At 30.1% G+C, this 21086-nt stretch carries 18 protein-coding genes; 11 read left to right on the forward strand and 7 right to left on the reverse strand.

Annotated features, from left to right (window positions below; translation table 11 throughout):
• Positions 1-537 (forward strand): hypothetical protein, encoded by a 537-nt coding sequence (locus tag CD035_RS03320; protein WP_048542098.1) that lies wholly within the window; start codon positions 1-3, stop codon positions 535-537.
• A gap of 53 nt (positions 538-590) precedes the next feature.
• On the opposite strand, the gene CD035_RS03325 is transcribed toward CD035_RS03320, so the two are convergent.
• The 5 genes from CD035_RS03325 to CD035_RS03345 all read right to left on the reverse strand — a co-directional run bounded on the left by CD035_RS03325 (position 591) and on the right by CD035_RS03345 (position 8195).
• The gene (locus CD035_RS03325; RefSeq protein WP_048542100.1) at positions 591-1592 is read right to left on the reverse strand and encodes an acyltransferase family protein; all 1002 of its coding nucleotides are present in this window, start codon (positions 1590-1592) and stop codon (positions 591-593) included.
• Positions 1593-1740: 148 nt separating this feature from the next.
• Entirely contained in the window at positions 1741-5442 is a 3702-nt protein-coding gene (locus tag CD035_RS03330; RefSeq protein WP_103354175.1) for a glucosaminidase domain-containing protein, read from the reverse strand.
• Between the two features lie 119 nt (positions 5443-5561).
• On the reverse strand, positions 5562-5984 hold the full coding sequence (locus tag CD035_RS03335) for a GNAT family N-acetyltransferase (protein ID WP_048542103.1): 423 nt from the start codon (positions 5982-5984) through the stop codon (positions 5562-5564).
• A 471-nt stretch (positions 5985-6455) separates the two neighbouring features.
• Positions 6456-6935, reverse strand: a complete 480-nt coding sequence (locus tag CD035_RS03340; protein ID WP_025905460.1) for a DUF2538 family protein — start codon at positions 6933-6935, stop codon at positions 6456-6458.
• An 18-nt stretch (positions 6936-6953) separates the two neighbouring features.
• Positions 6954-8195, reverse strand: coding sequence for an LCP family glycopolymer transferase (locus CD035_RS03345; RefSeq protein ID WP_229412501.1), 1242 nt, complete (start codon positions 8193-8195; stop codon positions 6954-6956).
• Between the two features lie 230 nt (positions 8196-8425).
• On the opposite strand from CD035_RS03345, the gene CD035_RS03350 reads away from it, so the two are divergent.
• The 6 genes from CD035_RS03350 (at position 8426) to CD035_RS03375 (ending at position 13668) form a co-directional block, all read left to right on the forward strand.
• Positions 8426-9274: a WecB/TagA/CpsF family glycosyltransferase gene (locus CD035_RS03350; RefSeq protein ID WP_229412502.1), complete on the forward strand. Its 849-nt coding sequence runs from the start codon at positions 8426-8428 to the stop codon at positions 9272-9274.
• A gap of 121 nt (positions 9275-9395) precedes the next feature.
• A complete protein-coding gene (locus CD035_RS03355) occupies positions 9396-10769 on the forward strand; it encodes an AMP-binding protein (protein WP_048542108.1) in 1374 nt (457 codons plus the stop codon).
• Positions 10751-11893: a thiolase family protein gene (locus CD035_RS03360; protein WP_048542112.1), complete on the forward strand. Its 1143-nt coding sequence runs from the start codon at positions 10751-10753 to the stop codon at positions 11891-11893. Before CD035_RS03355 ends, CD035_RS03360 begins: the two co-directional genes overlap by 19 nt.
• Positions 11856-12218: a hypothetical protein gene (locus CD035_RS03365; protein ID WP_075577821.1), complete on the forward strand. Its 363-nt coding sequence runs from the start codon at positions 11856-11858 to the stop codon at positions 12216-12218. The genes CD035_RS03360 and CD035_RS03365 overlap by 38 nt, the downstream gene beginning before the upstream one ends.
• A gap of 8 nt (positions 12219-12226) precedes the next feature.
• Positions 12227-12478, forward strand: a complete 252-nt coding sequence (locus CD035_RS03370) for a hypothetical protein (RefSeq protein ID WP_048542113.1) — start codon at positions 12227-12229, stop codon at positions 12476-12478.
• Positions 12479-12600: 122 nt separating this feature from the next.
• On the forward strand, positions 12601-13668 hold the full coding sequence (locus tag CD035_RS03375) for an acyltransferase family protein (RefSeq protein WP_048542115.1): 1068 nt from the start codon (positions 12601-12603) through the stop codon (positions 13666-13668).
• A gap of 43 nt (positions 13669-13711) precedes the next feature.
• Here CD035_RS03375 and tagH read toward each other — a convergent pair whose 3' ends face one another.
• Positions 13712-14506, reverse strand: a complete 795-nt coding sequence (tagH, locus tag CD035_RS03380; RefSeq protein ID WP_048542117.1) for a teichoic acids export ABC transporter ATP-binding subunit TagH — start codon at positions 14504-14506, stop codon at positions 13712-13714.
• 207 nt (positions 14507-14713) lie between these two features.
• On the opposite strand from tagH, the gene CD035_RS03385 reads away from it, so the two are divergent.
• The 4 genes from CD035_RS03385 (at position 14714) to CD035_RS03400 (ending at position 19925) form a co-directional block, all read left to right on the forward strand.
• Positions 14714-15517, forward strand: coding sequence for an ABC transporter permease (locus CD035_RS03385; protein WP_048542119.1), 804 nt, complete (start codon positions 14714-14716; stop codon positions 15515-15517).
• Positions 15518-15635: 118 nt separating this feature from the next.
• A complete protein-coding gene (locus CD035_RS03390) occupies positions 15636-16691 on the forward strand; it encodes a CDP-glycerol glycerophosphotransferase family protein (protein WP_048542122.1) in 1056 nt (351 codons plus the stop codon).
• Positions 16692-16695: 4 nt separating this feature from the next.
• Positions 16696-17748: a glycosyltransferase family 2 protein gene (locus tag CD035_RS03395; RefSeq protein ID WP_048542124.1), complete on the forward strand. Its 1053-nt coding sequence runs from the start codon at positions 16696-16698 to the stop codon at positions 17746-17748.
• Positions 17749-17939: 191 nt separating this feature from the next.
• A complete protein-coding gene (locus CD035_RS03400; RefSeq protein WP_048542125.1) occupies positions 17940-19925 on the forward strand; it encodes an acyltransferase family protein in 1986 nt (661 codons plus the stop codon).
• A gap of 27 nt (positions 19926-19952) precedes the next feature.
• Here the strand turns inward: CD035_RS03400 and CD035_RS03405 are convergent, their stop codons facing one another.
• Complete coding sequence (locus CD035_RS03405) at positions 19953-21086, reverse strand: serine hydrolase domain-containing protein (protein ID WP_048542126.1); 1134 nt, start codon at positions 21084-21086, stop codon at positions 19953-19955.

Raw genomic sequence — 21086 nt, forward strand, 5'->3', positions numbered from 1 at the left:
ATGGTGAATTTAGCTAATATGAATCAACGATTAAAGTTACTACTATCTTTAAATATTTTTGATTGGTTACCACATCCAACGTTTGTATTAATACAAAATAATGACGAACAGTGGATGGTTTCATTTGAAGAAGATTCAATACATATTTGTAGAGCAGAAGCTCAATTACCACATTTTCATCGATATTATTTCGGGCAAGATAATCGACTTATTAAGAATGCGCAATTTCATATCAAATTTAAAATGAAAGAAGAACTATCATTAGACGAAAGAAAATTTGTTTCAGACTTTATGCAACCAACATCTAAAAAAGAAAATCCAATATTATTTATTCAGTCAGATACACCTTATACGCAAGAGTGGGTAGATTATTTAACATATTTATTAAGCGCGAGTTATGAAGTATTAGAAAATCTTTATAATAATAATCATAAGCTAGCACCTATTACACATAAACATGTACAAATACCAGCATATTTATTAAATAGTGAAGATAAATTTATAGGTACGATATCGTATGAAACATTAATTAGATAAACAAAAAAAGCCAATCCTTAAGTTAAGTACTCAAAGGATTGGCTTTTAAATGCTTATTTTTTCTTTTTTGGTGGCTTTTTAATGTTAACAACAGGATTTGCATAATGTCTTACAATGTCGCTACTAAAGAAGTACACAATAGCAATTGTTATAAGAATAATAGCAATCCAAACATAGGGTTGGTCTAATAACATTTGATCCCATTCTTTTGAACGAAATAGACCTACGAAAAGACCATGTAGTAAATAAATAAACATTGTTCGAGAGCCAATATAAGTTAATGGTAACTTACGCTCTGGTATTAAATTTAAGAAACTAAATGTTGAAACGAAAATGACAACATATATGAATAATCTTTTAAATGCACTATAAACATCTACATCGCCTTCAAGTGCTGAATATGGTTTGCTACCAAATAACCATTCAAAGTTATAGTCAGTTAGTAAATAAGCGATAAAGATAACGATTAAACTAATGGAAGATAACCACATATGTTTTTTATTTCTTAAAATAAATGACTGTTCTTTATTAATGTAATAGCCTAATAAGAAAATTGGGAAGAATACAAATGTTCTTGATAGACTAAGTTTTGCATTAATAAAGTCAAAATAACCGACAACTAAACCTAATAATATTGCTACTGTGAATGTGATATATGGATTGAAGTTTCTCACAAAATGCAAAATAATATGCCATGAGAATAAACTTACTAAGAACCACATTGCCCATTGTGGATCGAAGGGACTAATATTTAATGTATCATCTCTATCAATATAGTAGTAATATAAACCATAAAATAATTGGAATATTAAATAAGGTAATAAGAGTTTGATTGTAATTTTTTTTATGTAACCTGGTTTTCCTACACCTTTAGCAAAGAATCCTGATATCAGTACAAATGCTGGCATATGGAAACTGTAAATAAACATATATAGTGCTTTGAAAATATGACTTTCATTAACATAAGATCTTGTTAAATGACCGAATACAACTAACACAATTAAGAAAAATCGCGCGTTATCAAAATAATGGTCTCTTTCTTTTTCGTTTGCCATGAAAAGTGCTCCCCTAAAACGATAATCTACAATTTGCTTGAAATGTAGATTATAAATTAAATTTTTCAAAAGTACAAATAATTTTATTTCGTTAATACTATAAAATCAAACGAATGCCTTATGAAAGGCATTCGTTTTAACTTTAGTATTATGCTTTATATTGATCAACATCGTAATATTGACCATCTGTTTGAATCTGTTGATAGAAGTCGCTAATTCGTTTTGCATTAGACTTAGCAAAGTCTATGCCTGTAGCATATTGATGAACGCCAGGATTTTGCGGATTAAATCTCATTTTATAGAGTGTGTTTTGTCCAGATTTAATGTAATTATTAGCTATAAATTGAGCACCACCTAAGATTGCTTTTTCAGGTGTGTTCCATCCTGCTTGTTGTGCATATTTAATACCACCATATAATGCATTTTTATCAATAGCGCCAACCCCAAACATATTATAATATTTTGTTTGAGCATTTAAATCAACATTACCATTTTGGTCGATTGATCCGCCATTAGCTAAATCACTTGTACCATTACCAGTTTCTAATAACGCATGTGAAATTAAATATATTTCATTAATGCCTACTGCTTTTGCTGCTTGGCTAAAGGCATTACCTTGATTTTCAAGAATCCCTTTACCACGTAACAATTCATTTAATTTAGTTGCTGAAATATTTTGAGACTTGTTTAGGTCTAAAAATTGATATTTTTGAACTGGGTCATTTACATATTTACTTGTATCCATAGCATCTTTAACTTCAGCTCTCGTAGCATTTCTAATACCACTTGCTAATACTTTTTTAGGTTCAGAACCATTTCTTAATGCCATTTGAATATCGACAGCTTGATCTAACGTATATGGGCTAGTTGAAACATTTGTTGATTCTGTAGCGAGTTGTAAATACTTAGCATTAATCCATACAGTTTTACCATTTAATAAACCTTTATACCATAATTCATTACCAACTTTTTGAGATGAAATAACTTTAAAGTATGAATATTGGTAGTTTTGTAATGAACCTAGTAATGTTTTTTTAGATACTGAAGGTTCACTATAGAAATATCCACTGTTATCAAAAATTAAGTAGTTTTGATAGTTTTCTTTTAAAGCAATAGGCTGATTGTTAACAGCACTTGATTTTATAGCATTTGTCTTTTTAGGTTGAGCGACAGTTGCTTTATTAACAACTTTTGGTTGTGTTGTTACTTTTTGTAATTGAATGTCTTTAGCATTCACCCATCCTAATGGAATGGCATTATTATCTTGAAGTAGATAATATGTTTGATTATTATAAGTAGATTGTTTACCAATCTTGAATGTTTTTCCTGCTTTGTTGATTGCAGGTACAGTTTTTTGGTCATATACAGAAGTATATACACCAGAGATATTTTTATTAACTTTACCTAAATAGTTAACACGAACCGTTTTAGCAACTGCATTTGTTTTTGTTGTGTTAGAAGCAACAGGTTTCGGCGTTACCTTAGGTTTCACAGTGTTAGAAGCAACAGGTTTCGGAGTTGCTTTAGGTTTCGCTGTGTTAGAAGCAACAGGTTTCGGAGTTGCCTTAGGTTTCACAGTGTTAGAAGCAGCAGGTTTCGGCGATGCTTTAGGTTTCGCTGTGTTAGAAGCAGCAGGTTTCGGCGTTGCTTTAGGTTTCGCTGTGTTAGAAGCAGCAGGTTTCGGCGTTACTTTAGTATTGTTTTGCAGTTGAATGTCACTAGATTTCACCCAACCTAAAGGAGTGCCGTTATTATCTTGTAATAAATAATATACTTGGTTGTTATAGTTAGATTGTTTACCAATATTAAATGTTTTACCAACTTTGTTAGCAGCTGATTTAGTTTTAGTATCATAAACTGAACTATAAACACCTGATGCGTTTGTATTAACTTTACCTTTATAGTTAACAACTACTGTTTTTGCAGGACTCGCTACAGGCGTAGTAGGTTTAGGCTTAGACACAACAGGTGTAGACGGTTTAGGTTTAGAAACTACTGGTGCAGTCGGTTTAGGTTTAGAGACTACAGGTGTAGTAGGTTTAGGTTTAGAGACTACAGGTGTAGTAGGTTTAGGTTTTGACACAACAGGTGTAGTCGGCTTAGGCTTAGAAACTACAGGTGTAGTGGGTTGAGTTACACTACCTGTTTTGTATAAATATTTCTCTCGCACTAAATCTATAAGTTCATTAAAAGTATAATTATTTTCAGCAAACCAACCATATGGGTCACTATGATCCGTACCACCTAAATATCTAGAAACAGCATCATGAGACCATAAAGTACCAGTACCATCATTTTCAGCACTATCAAATGGTAAGCCGTAATATGATAAATTAGTTGCGATATAATCTGCATAATTGTTAATAGAGCGAGCAAAACGATCTCCGCCATAAACACGAACTAATTCTACATGTATGAATCGTTCATTTGCGACGCCACCAGCACCCCAAGCTAAGTAATCAGTTGGCGCAACTTCAATAATATTATTATCATCTACAAAGGCATGTACAAATGCACTTTCATAGTTGTTTTTCATATATGCAATTTCGCCTTGAATTGTTGAATTAGGATTTGCAGTTTCATGTGCAATAATACCTTCAGGTTTACCAACACCATTACGATATGGAATTTTTGGAATATGACTTGAAAAATCTTCAACATATGTCGGAACTGCATAATTATTATTTCTAATTTGATTATTTATTGACGAACTTACTGTAGGACTATAAGAACTAGATGTAGTAGCGACAGCTTTTTTAACAACAGGCGCACTACTTACAGATCTAAATGCAAAAGTGCTGACTTGTGGTTGAACACTAGCAGTTTCTAATTGAACTTTGGCATTTTGCGTACTATTAGCCGCTTCAGTATCTTGAGCATCATTAGTAGAAGTAGGCTGAGCTAAGTCATCAGAAACCTGTTCATTGTTTATTTCTTCAGTATTGTCTTCTGTAGTAGTTACATCAGTATCTTGATCTACTTCATTAGAAGTAGATTGAGTAGTATCTTCAGAAACTTCTTGGTTGTTATTAACTTCCGTATTATCTTCAGAAGAAGCTACATCAGAGTTTTGGTTTTCTTCTTTAGAAGTAGGTTGAGTAGTATCTTCAGAAACCTCGTCGTTATTTGTAACTTCAGAGTTATCATCAGTAGAAGTTACATCTGTGTTTTGGTCTTCTTCGTTAGAAGTAGATTGAGTAGTATCTTCAGAAACCTCGTCGTTATTTGTAACTTCAGAGTTATCATCAGTAGAAGCTACATCAGAGTTTTGATTTTCTTCGTTAGAAGTAGTTTGAGTAGTATCTTCAGAAACCTCGTCGTTATTTGTAACTTCAGAATTATCATCAGTAGAAGCTACATCAGAGTTTTGATTTTCTTCGTTAGAAGTAGTTTGAGTAGTATCTTCAGAAACCTCGTCGTTATTCTTAACTTCAGAGTTATCATCAGTAGAAGTTACATCTGTGTTTTGGTCTTCTTCTTTAGAAGTAGGTTGAGTAGTATCTTCAGAAACCTCAGTATTATCCTCAGCAGAAGTTATATCTGTGTCTTGTTCTACTTCATTAGAAGTAGGCTGTACTGATTCATTAGTTGTATTTTCTACTTTTTGGTTAGGCTCATCAATTATAGATGGATCTTTATATTCTTTAGTACCTGAAACGTTTAAAGATTGGCTTTTTAATTCTTTTTGTTCATCTTGAATCTGACTAGCATTATCATGTTGTTCAATGATGTTTTTATTTTCTTTGTTTGTGGTTTGTTCTTCTGCATTTACTTGATGTGATACAAGCGTAGTACCTGCTAAAGTCATTGCTACAAGTGCGGGTGTTTTGTAATAGAATTTTTTATCCATAAACAATCTCCTTTTGTATAGGTATTTATTTATAATCAGTATAAGGCTTTTTAATATTAAAAGATGAACTTTTTAAGAAATGTAATGTAACTTTAATATTTGAGATATTAATAATTTATCTAAAAAGTTAATTTCATAAAATAGTGAGGAATCTTTTCTTCTAAGAATTCTTCACCTTCAGTTTTGTAACCTAATTTTTCATAGAAACCTTTAGCGTGTGATTGTCCATTAAGTACTGTACCTTTATATCCATCTTCACTAGCTTTTTGATTAATAAAATTCATCACATCTTTACCGTAACCAAATTTTCTATAAGGTTTTAAAACGGCAACTCTCTCTACTTTCGCATAACCATTTTTATAATTTCTAAAACGACCTACCGCAGCTGGTTTATCATTGTGATATAGAACAACATGCTTAGAAACATTTTCAAATTCATCTATCTCTGCGTCTATAGAAACACCTTGTTCTTCAACAAATACAATTTTTCTAATATTTAACCCATCTTGTATATCTTTTTGGCTTTCTGCAATTTTGATCATTATGATACCTCCATTGTTTTGATTCAATTTATTATACATTATGATTATTCTAATTGATGTAGTAAATTAAAAACTCAAGAAATAATAAATAGTTGGTAAATATAGGGGTGTATTTATCAAGACAGGGCAAACAAGATAAATAGAGGCGTTGTATTTATCAAGATAGACGAAACAAGATAAATAGGGACGCTTTATTTATCAAGACTGATCAAACAAGATAAATAAGGACGCTTTATTTATCAAGACAGACGAAACAAGATAAATAAGGACGCTGTATTTATCAAGACTAGTGAAACAAGATAAATAGACATTGCCAAAATTGCAAGACGATGCTGACTAGCAACATAGAAGCTCCGTATGTTGCAAGTCATCCCAATTTAGCAACATTCACGTTACATATTCTCAATGAGTTCCATATTATTTCTGTTCACACAAAAAAGCTGAACCATTTTATATGGATCAGCTTTTAATTTATATTGTTTGAACTGCTTGTCTTCTAACGATTGCGGTATATTGCCAGAATAATCTTAATTGGTGAATACTCCAATTTGTCATACCCATTGTATATCCGCTCGGTGTAAATATTTGAATTTGGCTTGTTTCTAGTGCTGCTGCTACTAGATATTGTAAATGAACACTTAATGATTTCATTTCTTCTGTTAAACCTGTTTCTGTATATACCCATGAAAAAGGTAAGGGGTTATCAAAGATATTGATAACATTAAATATTTCTGGGATGGCAATGATATAACAAGCGCCATCTACAATTGGATCGTTGTTTGCTTGATTATAGTATAGTAATAACGCTTCATAATTCTCATGATGTTCGTGATTAACATAGTACAAATTTTGTCTAAAGTGAGACAAATCTCCAGAATGAATTATTTGATTTTCAAGTGCATCAAACATTGTATTGATTTGTTCATATTTTTCATATGTTTTACGTTGAATCATAATTTGCCTCCTTTCCTAGTAAACTTCTGGACCAGGTTGTTGAGCGCTTTGATCCGGTGCTTGACCACTTTGATCTGGTGTTGTTTGTTGAGGTACTTCTTGTTGAGGTACTTCTTGTGATGGTGCTTGTTCTATAGGTTGTTCTACAGGCTGCTCAGACGGTTGTTCAGTTTGCTGCTGAGTTGATTCTTCAGTATCAGGCTCTATAGCAGGTTCGACTGTTTCAGCTGAATCGCTATTAATAGATGTGTTTCCACTCTTTAGACTTTTCTTAGATACTTCAATATAAGGTGTTAGATCTCCATATGCTTGAATCATCAAATAATTCATTAATTCTGTTTTCTTAGTCTTAGGCAAGTTTAAGTCTTTTCTAAGTTTATTAGACAGTTCTAATAAATTATCTAAGTCAGGATTGAAGAAGTAAACACCATTAAAATTAGCATCAGTTCCTGTAACTTGTTCGGTTTTAATTTTTACTTTACTTGATGAATAAGTCGTTGCTAAGTTTTGGATATCTTCAAATGAGAAATTGTGTTTCGCATTTTTACCAACGATTTTAACTAAGTCATCTAATTTATTAATTGAATTTGTTTCTTGAGCTTTTTTGATAATGGCTTTAATCATTTCCATTTGACGTTTACCACGTTCTAAATCTGAATCTTGTTTTCTTGAACGAACAACGGCAAGCGCTTCGTCACCAGATAAATTACGTTTACCTTTTTTGACTTTAATTCGACCTTTATCTTCAGTGTTTGGCTCATTTAAATCAAACGGTACGTTATATTCAATACCACCAAGTTCATCAACAACTTCAACAAAAGCTTCCATATTAATTCTTGCATAGTAATCTACTGGAACATTTAATGTACTTTCAACACTTTCCATTGAACCTTCTGGCCCATCTATTGCATGAGCATGCGTGATTTTATCATAATATTTTACGGCTGGTATATAACTTAATGTATCACGTGGAATACTAACCATACGTATTTGTTTTTTATCTCTATTAAAAGTTGTATAAATCATAGCATCAGTGCGAGATTGGTTAGCCTTTTGACCACCTTCACGTCTTGATGTACTATCATCGACACCTAAAAATAATACCGATACATGATCTAAACTAGGATCTACTGGTTTATCTCTTAAAGATGATTTGCTTTTTTTAGAATCAAGAAATGAATCATTAATTGCACCTTTAGTTTCAAGATAAAGCATGAGTCCAAATACTACGGGTAGAATCATGAGTACTATTGACATCAAAAGTAAACCTATTTTTGCGAATCTTTTCATATTATATATTTACCCTTCTATTCGTATTGTGTTTTGAAATATCTATTTTTGCATATTATACATCATATATGATTATACAAGTAAAATTCAACAATTTAAATGAATTATGTGTACTACTTATCAAATATAGAATGTAAATTTGTTGTAAAATTTATGGAAATGGTGTAAATTATAGTGAAGAATGAGAGGTGAGACAAATGGCAAAAGTACTAGAAAAAGATTTAAATAGTATTAGTGAACAAATAGAATTAAATAGAGAGAATTCGTATGATGTGATTAAGCCTCCAACCGTTAATGTTCTAGGTTTGCCATTTGCAAACCTGACGGCAAATGAAATGGTAGAACGTATTAAATATTTTGTAAATCAGGAAACGAATGATAATTTATTTATTGTAACAGCTAATCCTGAAATTGCACATTATGCTTATAGTAATAATCACTATCAACGACGTATTAAACATGCAGATTACATTGTACCAGATGGAATTGGTATAGTTAAAGCAGCTAAATATTTAAATACGCCATTAAAAGAACGTGTTCCGGGAATAGAGTTAATGGAAGAAATGTTGAATATTGCAAACGCAAGTAGCAAGAGAGTATTCTTATTAGGATCTTCTAAAGAAGGCGTTAAAGCGACTCGTAAAATTCTAGAAGAACAATACCCTAATATTACGTTTGATCATAAACATGGATATAAACATGTACTAGATTATAAAGTAACTAAGAAAATTAAGAAATTTAATCCAGACTTTATTTTTGCGGCAATGGGTTTTCCTAAACAAGAAGATTGGATTTATTATAACGGTCATCATTTTGAACACACGGTAATGATGGGTGTGGGTGGCTCGTTTGATGTTATAAGTGGAAATGTTAAGCGTGCACCAAAAATGTTTATTAAACTTAATTTAGAATGGTTATATAGAATTATAACTGATTTGAAACGTGTGAATAGAGCACTTAAAATCCCACTGTTTTTAAAAGAAGTTCAATTTCAAAAATCATGTACACCTAAAAAGAATAAATATGATTATATGAAGAATAGATAAATAGTAACACCTTAATGTTGAAATTTAACATTAAGGTGTTTTATTTTATGAGGATTTTTAGCTATTTAATTGTTAACTAAATGTTATGATGTAGGTAACAATAAAAGTAGGTGACTTTGTAATGCGAGTACTGGAACTCATAAATCAACAATTAATAACAAATGAAGATAAAATTGCCATGTATATTGATGAGATGCATATATCTTATAACGATTTAATGATAGAATCTGAAAAAATTGCCACAGCGTTAATACAATATCCAAAGAATATTATGATTGGTATTACGATGAAAAACCCCATTCAGTTTATAAAATGGTATATTGCAGCTTTAAAGTGTGAACTAATACCATGTGTCCTTGATCCTTATATATCTGAAGAGAAAACGAATGAATTGTTAACGCTATATCATATTCCATTATTAGTAGATGACAGTAGTAAAGTTACGTATCGAAAAATAGAAAATAATACATCATTACCGCGAGATATTTTACATATTGGATTTACTTCTGGGACGACAGGCATACCTAAAGCTTATATGAGAAATCATCAATCTTGGATTCAGTCATTTAAATATAATGAAGACTTACTTAAGGGTTATACAAACATTATTATAGCTCCTGGTCCACATGCACATTCTTTAACACTATACGCTATGATTTATACATTATATACAGGTAGAACGTTTATTGGGCAAAAGAAATTTAATACTCAAATACTTAATAAATTAATCAATAAATTTAGTGAAAATCAAACGATGTTTATAGTACCTACAATGCTATATAGTTTATTGAATCATAACGTTCATTTAATGAATGTTACAAGTATTTTTTCATCAGGTGCAAAATTATCTACTCAAATATTTGAAAAATTTAAGCATAAGTATCCTTATATTGATTTAATTGAATTCTTTGGTAGCTCTGAAGCGAGTTTTATAAGCTACAATATCAATGGACAAGCTGATTCAGAATCTGTAGGTAAACTATTTCCATCTGTTCAAGTTCAAATTAAAGACAAAGATGAAAATGATATAGGTAAATTATATGTCAAAAGTGACATGACATTTAGTGGTTATTTGAATGAAGAAGTTCATGATGAGTGGATTAAAATAGGTGATTGGGCATCAATTTCTGCAGACCAAGAACTACGATTATTTGGACGAGAAAGTGACCGTTTAATAATTGGTGGTAAAAACGTGTATCCAGAGATTATTGAGCAAAAACTATTAAATCTAGATATTATTGATGAAGCAATTATTATAAGTAAGAAACATAATAAATTCGGAGAAATAGCAATTTTATTATATAAAGGTAAGGATCATTTGCAATATTTAAGCATGAAAAAGTATTTATTAGCATGTGGATTAAGTCGTTATGAAATACCATCTCAGATGATACGGGTTAAAAAGATGAAATATACATTTAGTGGGAAGATAGCGAGATATAAGATGAAATCTATTTATGAATTAGGAGGAGAAGCATGGAACCAGTTATTGTAGCTGCAAAACGAACGCCATTTGGTAAATATGGTGGGGTATTTAAACACTTAGAACCTGAAATGCTCTTGAAACCTTTATATGAATATTTATTTGCTGATCATGCTGAAGCACTTGAACATTTAAGTGATGTTGTTTTAGGAAACATAGTAGGTAATGGAGGGAACATTGCTAGAAAGTCATTGCTAGAAGCTGGTGTATCAATTGATATTCCTGGTGTCACAATAGATAGGCAATGTGGTGCAGGACTAGAAGCGGTAACGTATGCTTGTAGAATGATCCAAGCAGGTGCTGGTGAAGTTTATATTGCTGGTGGTGTTGAAAGTACAAGTAGAGCACCTTGGAAAATCAAGAGACCACAATCAGTTTATGACGCACCTGAATTTTTTGAGCGCGCTTCATTTGCACCTGATGGAGAAGATCCTTCAATGATTGAAGCGGCTGAAAATGTTGCACAAGTCTATCAAATCTCTAGAGAAAGTCAGGACGAATTTGCATACAATAGCCATCAAAAGACAATAAAAGCTATGGAAAAAGGTTATTTATCAAATGAAATTTATCCGATTAAAGTAGGGAATGAATGGATCCAACATGACGAAGGCGTTAAACCTAAATTAACTTTAAGAACGTTATCACGTTTAAAACCACTTATTAAAGATGGAACTGTAACAGTAGGTAATAGTTGTATGAAAAATGACGGTGCGGTTTTACTTTTAATTATGAGTAAAGAAAAAGCGACTGCTTTAGGTTATCATGAAGGATTGGAATTTATCGATAGTTCTGTAAAAGGTGTTGATCCAAGATTACTAGGTATAGGACCAGTACCTGCTGTAGAAAGAGTATTGAAAAATTCACAATTAACAATGAAAGAAATTGATTGTGTTGAATTTAATGAAGCATTTAGTTCTCAAGTGCTTGCTTCAAAAGATATGTTAAATATTCCCGACGATAAATTTAATTTGTATGGTGGCGCATTAGCTATTGGACATCCATATGGAGCTAGTGGTGCAAGCCTCGTTACACGTTTATATCATATGAAAGATATTGAGACATCGATAGCAACAATGGGAATAGGAGGAGGCATGGGACATGCAACATTATTTAGAAGATGGCATCGAAATAATTGAGGTTATTTTCAACAAAGAAGAGGTTGAAGCATATATACAGACACTTACTATAAAAAAGAATGCATCTTCTGTACCAGTATTGTATTTAGCAAGTATATGGCCAAAATTTTCATTGTTTGAACGTTTTTTAGAAAAAGAGATTTACTTAAAAGAAACCTCAGTTGAACAGTTTAAAGCATTAGATGTTGATACAATTTATAAAGCAAAATTAAAAAATGAGAAAATAAAAAAAGTGAAGTCGTTTACGATTTACGAATTTAGTTTAACGATTAAAAGCGGAGATGACATATACACTAGGCTCAACCAAACATTCGTTGGAAAGTGAGGTATAGTATGAAATTTGATATTAGTCTTGTTAATCAATATTTATCTATTATTCATGATTCAAATCCGATTCATCAAGAAATTGTACCAGGGCAACTTGTATGTGAATGGTTGTTAGAAGATGTTGAGTGGCAACATTTTACTGTAAGATACAAAAATCCAATTTATATAGATGAAACATTAGAAAAATCTTTGCAGGATAATAAGATTAAATGTATCAATGCACAAGGGATGGTAAAGATTATGATTGAAAAGCAATAAAGTACGTACTTAATTTATCTCTAACAAAAGTATAATTATAAACAGATTATATAATTATTTTACAATTAATTTAAAATCATGTAATCTTCATAAGTGACAAAAAATTGTGAGTTGGAGTACTTATGAATAGAAAACATGAAATTACTTATGCAAGGGCAATATTTTGCTTAATTATAGTAGCAGTGCATATATTATCAAATTACTTGAGAGACGTAGAATTACAAGATCATAATCGCATGGTTGTATTAACATTTCAAATATTAATTTTGTTTGCGACGCCGTGCTTTATTATTTTGTCAGAATCGTTGATATCTATGGTTTATAAAGATAAATTACCGAAAAATTTTCTAGTCAAACGCTTTAAATATATTATGATTCCATATTTTTCAATTGGAACATTTTATGTGTATACAAAGTATAAAGTTGATGGAAATGAAGAAACATTTTGGCAGTTGTTTAAAGAAAATTTATTAATTGGGAATTGGTATGGTTGGTTTGTCGTTGTCATATTCCAATTTTATATTCTACATTTAATCTTCCATAAAGCATTAAGCAAAGCAAATCCAGTTGTTATGCTGGTCATCAGCTTTGCAATCAGTCTGGCGCACTCATATTTAATGTATGATAATGATGCGTATACGAATTGGTGGAATGAATTTTACCCGTTATTCCATAGAACGAATATTCTTTATTGGTTATTCTATTTTGTATTTGGTTATTACTTAGGTAGGTACTACAATGAAGTTCTAACGTTTGTGGAGAAGAAGTTTATGTGGTTAGTAGGAAGTTTAGCTGCCGTAACACTTTTAGTTATTTATTCAATTTATCAAAATGATGTAACAGTCGTTCAATCTAATCGCTATGACATTTTATTATATTCTTCATTAGCGTTTATATTTATATTAGTCATTTCTAAAAAGCTGTCTAAATTTAATATTAGCTTTTTATATTTTATTGGAGAAATATCATTCTTTATATACTTAACACATAAAATTATGGTCTATTACATGGCAAAATATACATTTCATTTTATAGATCAATTCTTTATGTATAATATTGCAACGTATATCTTTGCATTATCGTTAAGTGTCGGTTTAGCAGTTGTTCTTTCATTTTTACCACTTTCTAGATTTATAATTGGAAGAAATTCTATTAACTCAATGATTAGAGGAAACTATAGAGTAGAATAAAAAAAGCACGTCACCTTCATTATAGGAGGTGACGTGCTTTTGGTTATTTAAAATAAAAACGTGTAGCATCTAACTCGTCTTTAAAAGCTTTTTTATCGTTTGCTGACTTTTTGTTGAACTCTTTTAAGAATGCTTGGTATTTTGGAAGTACATCTTCAGTAGAACCAAAATCTTTTAGTATGCCGCCTTCAATCCAAGCTATTTTTGTACAAAAATCTTTAACTTGACCTATATTGTGACTGACAAAGAAAATAGTCTTGCCAGCTTCTTTAAATTGATTCATTTTATCTAAACTTTTCTTAGTGAATGTTTGGTCACCAACAGATAATGCTTCATCAATAACAAGAATATCAGGATCAACGGTTACATTGATTGCGAAACCTAATTTAGATTTCATACCGCTTGAATATTTCTTAACAGGTTGATATATAAATTCACCTAATTCAGAGAATTCTATAATTTGAGGTGTAAGTTCTTTAATTTGTTTTTTAGAGAAACCAAGTAATAACATTTTGTATTCGATATTATCTATACCGTTTAATTGAGTGTTTAAACCTGAGTTAATTGCAATAACGTTAACATCACCGTGGCGTTCGATTACACCGTCTGTTGGTTGTAGTGAACCACCAATAATATTGCTTAATGTTGATTTTCCTGATCCGTTAATACCTACTAAACCGATAATATCGCCTTCGTAAGCAGTGAATGATATATCATTCAGCGCTAAAAATCTTTGTGATTGATGCTTTGGTAAAAACACATCTTTTAATCTATCTTTATTACTACGGAAAATTTTATATTCTTTTGTTAGATTATTAATGATAACTGATTCTTTCATATGTACTTCATTCCTTATAATTATTAACAGTTCTATTATGCATTATTTTATGAGTTTAGTAAATTTATTGTAAATTCTGTTAGAATCATGTAAATTATATATGTTCTATAATTACGAGATTAACCTAAAGTTTAATATATCATCTATGCTCATTTGATGCTATATTAAAGATTAAGTTATAAATGTCTTAGCGAGAGAGTGATATTCATGCATGCTGTTTTTACAGTAATAAAAGAGCACGTCAAAAACTTTTATTTGATTCAAAGATTAGCACAATTCCAATTGAAAATTTCGAATCATGATAATTATTTAGGATTAGCTTGGGAGCTTATTAATCCTATACTACAAATATTTGTATATTGGTTTGCATTTGGTTTTGGTATACGTCAGAATGCTCCGATAAATGGTGTACCGTTTATCTTATATTTATTAGTCGGTATTAGTATGTGGTTCTTTGTAAACCAAGGTATACTTGAAGGGACTAAGTCAATAGGCACTAAGTTTAATCAAGTTGCAAAGATGAATTTTCCGTTGTCAGCAATACCTGCTTATGTTTTAACAAGTAGATTTTATGGTCATATTATTTTAGTTTTAGTTATTATTTTATTATGTATACCAACTGGTATTATACCTTCGATTTATATTTTACAATTATTTATATATTTACCTTTAGTGTATTTATTTGCATTTTCAGTTTCATTATTAACTTCAACTTTAGGTGTTATTATTCGAGATACACAAATGGCAATGCAAGCTATTTTGAGAATGCTATTTTACATGTCGCCAATTCTTTGGGTACCTGATAAAGGTTCAGTGATTGAAATGATAATGAAATTAAATCCAGTTTTCTTTTTTGCAGAAGGTTACAGAGCGGCAATATTATATGATAATTGGTACTTCATAGATCATTGGCAATTATTACTTTATAATATATGTGTGACAGTGTTATTCTTTGTAGTAGGTGCAATATTGCATGTTAGATTTAGACAAAGATTTGCTGACTTTATTTAAAATGATTAATAAATGATAAGGCTGAGACATCGATGATTGTCTCAGCCTTTATCTCAATTTAGAGCTTCTCATGGTCAATTTTTTAACTTTAGTAAATTTTACGTAAGGAAGTGTCAATGTGGTAAGAAACATAATTAAACAAGTCTATCTTTCAATTATTTTTGTATTTAATAAATTATTTACAAGTAATGTGAAACGTAAAAATGTTGTAATATTTATGACTTTTAAAGAAGATGTATTACCTATTATTGAAGCATTAAAGAAGGAACAATATCATATTACAGTTATTGCACATCCAAAGTGGATTAATTTTTTGAATGATTTAGAAGTAGATAAAGTAATCAATTTAAGTAATAAATATGTCTTGCAACAGTTAAAAGCAATTAAAAGTAGTAAAATAATCATTATCGATACATATTATTTATTATTAGGAAGTATCAGTAAAACACCAGAACAAAAAGTTATACAAACTTGGCATGCTGCCGGTGCCTTGAAGAAATTTGGATTAGAAGATAAAAGTATTAATCTTGAGCATAAACAACTGATAAAAAATTATTTATCAGTTTATCATTTTACTGATTATTATTTAGTAAGTTCAGATATTATGGAAGATGTCTTTATTAAAAGTTTAGATGCCAAGCCCAATCAAATATTACCTTTTGGATTACCAAGATTAGACCAATATAAACATAAACATGAGTATCCTAATAAAACTAAAAAAATAGCTTTATATGTTCCTACTTATCGAGACTATACAAATGAAATTCATACGATAGATAAACAGAAATTTGAAAAAATGTGCCCTGAATACGAACTTGTGACTAAATTACATCCAAGCATTACTTCACATGATTCAGATCCGAGAGATATACAAGATCTAGTTGAAATGGCAGAAATCATCATTACAGATTATAGTTCATTAAGTATTGAAGCCGCACTATTAAATAAGACGATTATTTTCTATAGTTATGATGAAGCAAAGTATGATGAAATGAGAGGACTCAATCAATACTATTATGAAATGACGAAAGAGAACAAAGCTTATGATTTAGCAACACTTTATAAACTTGTGAATCTGAATAAAATGAATAATAAAATTAAACCAATGTGGCATCAGTATACAAACTTTGATGCAACTCAAAAGTTAGTTGATTTTATAAACAAAGGAGCTTAACAATATGGAAGTAAGTGTTATCATCCCTATTTATAATGCAGAAAAAACAATAGAGCAAACCATTGAATCAATTAAAAGTCATTATGAGCATGAAATCATTTGTATCAATGATGGATCTAAAGATAATAGTGCAGATGTAATTAGCAAAATTAATAATCCTAATATTGTACTTGTAAATCGAGAAAATAAAGGTGCTGCGGCAACGAGAAATGAAGGCATTAGTATCGCAAAAGGTAAATATATTATGTTTTGTGATGCAGATGATAAATTAGGTGAAGGTATTATCGACAAGATGATTGATGCGATAAAAAGAAATGATACAGATATCGTTGTCGGTAAAGTTTCTCATTTAATTGGTGATCAGATTAGGCCGATTCAAACTTACAATGATTTAAAAGCTGTGGATCATACGACATTAAACTTAACACCAGAAGTTACGCAGTCTATAGGTCCTTATGGTAAATTGTATAAACGTGAGATATTAGAAAATATTAGATTTGATGAAGATATTACTTTTTGTGAAGAGCATACCTTTAATTTAAAAGCTTGGTCAAAGAGTCGTATTACAATATTAGATAATCCAGCTTACTTATATAACATAGGCATTGAAGATTCTATAGTAGCGACAAGTTACAAAAATATTGAAAAATATTTAAATGATGCCATTGAAGTTAGAAAAAGAACAATGGACATTTTAAATGGTTTAAAAGAAAAAGTGAGTAACTACTATAGTTATAGAATGGATTATCTCATCATATACTTTTTAATTCGAAATAATTTTATGAAAGTAGAGAACTTAAATCATGTTATTGATCCAGCGATAAAGTATTTAAAAGTCGTTCAACAACTTCAAACGAATAGTGTGATAGACTTGAAAGAGCTCGTATTAACAATTGCTGCGAATTACAATTATGAAAGATTTAAAGAAGTGGCAAGTAATTTAGATATGCAAATTGATAAAAAAGCTTATCGTTCTTATAAATTTAAGCTACTGAAACTAAAGACAAAAATGAACTTAAGAAATATCAGAAATAAAAGTAAAAAAATATCTCATTAAATATTATAAAATTTCAAAAACTACTAACAACTGTAAAATGTTGTTAGTAGTTTTTTGTATTATGTAGATGAATTTATAATTAAAATCAATATTTACACTAATTAAATATTTATTACACATACTTTACATCGGTTAATTGTTTGATATAATTTATAATTGCATATCAAACTAATATAAGATGGAGTTTAAAAATGAATAAAAATATGATTGATATAGAAAGAAAATTTAGACCTGAAATTGAAGGTTTAAGAATTATTGCGGCTTTATTAGTCGCTATTTACCACATTTGGTTTGGTAAAGTATCTGGTGGGGTAGATGTTTTCTTTGTTGTATCTGGCTTCTTGATTACAACATCTATTATATCTACAATCAATAAAACTGGAGAATTTAAGTTTTGGCCATACATATCTAAATTAATGAAGCGGTTATTTCCACTAGCATTTATCATTATATTAGTCATATTGGTATTAAGCATATTCTTCTTACCATCAACCATTTTTGATAAGACAATGAAAGAAGTCGTTTCATCTATGTTCTATTATCAAAACTGGCAATTGGCATTGAGTAATACTGATTATTTAGATGCACAGCAAATGAAAAGTCCACTTGAACATTATTGGGCAATGTCTATTCAAGGGCAGTTCTATATCATTTGGTTCTTATTATTTACAGGTGTATTGTTCCTAATAAAAAGATATGATTTATCAAATGGCAAAAAGTTAGTCAATTACTTACTTGGTTTTATATTTGTTGTGTCATTTGCATACTCAGTTTATTTAACTGCTGTAAATCAACCTTTAGCATATTTTATTACGTTTACAAGAGTGTGGGAATTTGCATTAGGTGGTTTACTTTGTATTAACTTAAGCAGAATTAAAATTAGTAATTTAACAGCTGAAATTATTGGATGGATTGGTCTTATAGGGTTAATTTTAACAGGAGCAATATTTGATGTATCAACGATGTTTCCTGGTTATATCGCTTTATGGCCAATGACTTGTGCATTACTGATTATTTTATCAGGTAATAAAGATACTAAATACGGTGTTAAGAACTTCTTATCTATGCCGATCATGATTAAACTTGGTGGGGTTTCATTCGGAATTTACTTATGGCACTGGGTATTACTATCATTCTACAAATACAATATTTCAGAAACACCAGGTATTATTTCAGGGGTGCTCATTATTGCATTATCTATTGCACTTTCATTCATTACAACAAAATATATTGAAACACCAATTAGAAGTGCAAAATTAAATAAAGTAGCATTCAAGAGAATTGGTATCATTGCACTAGCTAATATTATTTTAATCGCTGGTTTAGTTTCTCATAATGCCTATGTAAAAATGTCTGACGACAAAGCGCTAGCATCGAAAGATTATCCAGGAGCATTAGCTGCAACTTCAAAACAAAAAATTAAAGAAAATGATCCTAAGCCTGAATTCGCCAATGTGTTTGATGATTTGCCACAATCACACATAGACGATTCTAATCAAGGTTTAAAAAAATCAGATTTAAAAATTGGTACTTATGGTAAGAAAAAGGACTATAAAGCAACAATCGCTTTAGTAGGTAGTTCACATTCTGAACATTGGTTAGGAGCAGTTATTGAAGCGGCTAAAGAGCATGATTACAGAGTGATTAATATCACGAGATCAGGTACAAGATTCTCTACTGGTTATGATGATAATTCATTAAAAGGACAATGGGTTAAAAATGTGGAAAACTATTTAAAGAAATCTGATGATATTGATTTAGTGTTGTCACATGTTACAGCAGCTGACTCAAATAGCGATAAGATTCAACAACAAATGGTAGATGAATTATTAAAAGTTAAAAATGATTATAATATTGAAGTAATGGCAATAAGAGATATTCCAAGATATGAGTTTAATGTTTCAGAAGAACTAGAAAAATCTGGTGAAAAAGAAACAATTAAACTTATGAATAAAGGAAATAATCAACAAGACTCTTCATATTGGAAAAAACTATCAGAAACAAACAAAGATTTACCAAAATTCGATCCATCTGAATACTTTAAAATGAACGGTGAATATAGACCAATTATAGGTAATATTGTCGTGTATCGAGATATGGACCATATGACAAATACCTATTCAGAAACTTTTGGACCTATTTTAGGTAAAGAAATTAAATCTGTCGTTAAAAAATAGAGAGTGGAGAAAGTCCACTCTCTATTTTTACATTTTTTGTTTAAGTATATCTTTAAAAATATGCTTTAACATGTTCTCCGTATCACTTTGATAATGATCTTTTAATACATTACTTGCAATTGAAACGATATATTGATCGTTAGAGTATGTCACAAAATCATTTTGAAAGAATATACCCCTATATCTTTGATGATTAGGATATCTGTAAAATCCATATCTATAAGAACTTGGGTATATATGTGTATCAATTTGTGAAAGTAAAATATCAGTAGATGATTCATTTAATATTTGTTTCATTTTGAATTGATTAACAAGCTTTGCCATATCATTTGTAGATATGTATATATTTCCAGCACCATCGTATTTATCGAGAGTTGCTGGATAGAAATATTTGTACTGATTATTTTTTAATTTATAACCTTTTACCATGTACTGTTGGTGGTTATTAGAGTCATAACGAGCTGTATATTTTAAATGAACTTTCTTAATAATGAGTTCATTAAGGTTTTGCTTAAATGATTTATGCGTAGCATTTTCTATAACTTTAGCAATCGTGATATAGTTTGCATCGTTATAAAAATATTTATGATAATTTTGAGGTACAACACCATTAAACTTAATACGCTCTATAGCACCATTTAAACCTTTAACATTAGGTGGAAAGTTTGCTTTAGCTAAACCACTTCTATGTAACATTAAGTCTTTAATAGTGATAGGATATACATTCTGGAAATTAGGTATATATTTATTTACATTGTCATTTATATTAATAACGCCTTGTTCTTCTAACTCTCTCAACATTAAGCCTGTTACAAATTTGTTAGCTGATCCAAGAAGATACATTGATTTATCATCATTTTCCACACCATTTTCAATATCTCTAAAACCATATGCTTTACTCATAATGGGGCGGTTATTTTTATAAATGGTTATATTTCCATTGAATCCTTTAGATTTTAAGTATTTATCTATCTCATCGAATTCGTTAAAATCATTAGTTAATGTTTGTTTCTCATGATTTTCTTTATTCTGAATTTGCTTTTTATGGATATGAGTCTCTGTATGTTCTTTTTTATAGTGTCGTATTTGATATAAATCTTTAAATATGACTAAAAGTAAAGCAACGATTATGCATAATATAAGTTTATATATGTTCTTCAT

This window comes from Mammaliicoccus sciuri (assembly GCF_002901825.1).
In the GTDB taxonomy this organism is placed as follows: Bacteria; Bacillota; Bacilli; order Staphylococcales; family Staphylococcaceae; genus Mammaliicoccus; species Mammaliicoccus sciuri.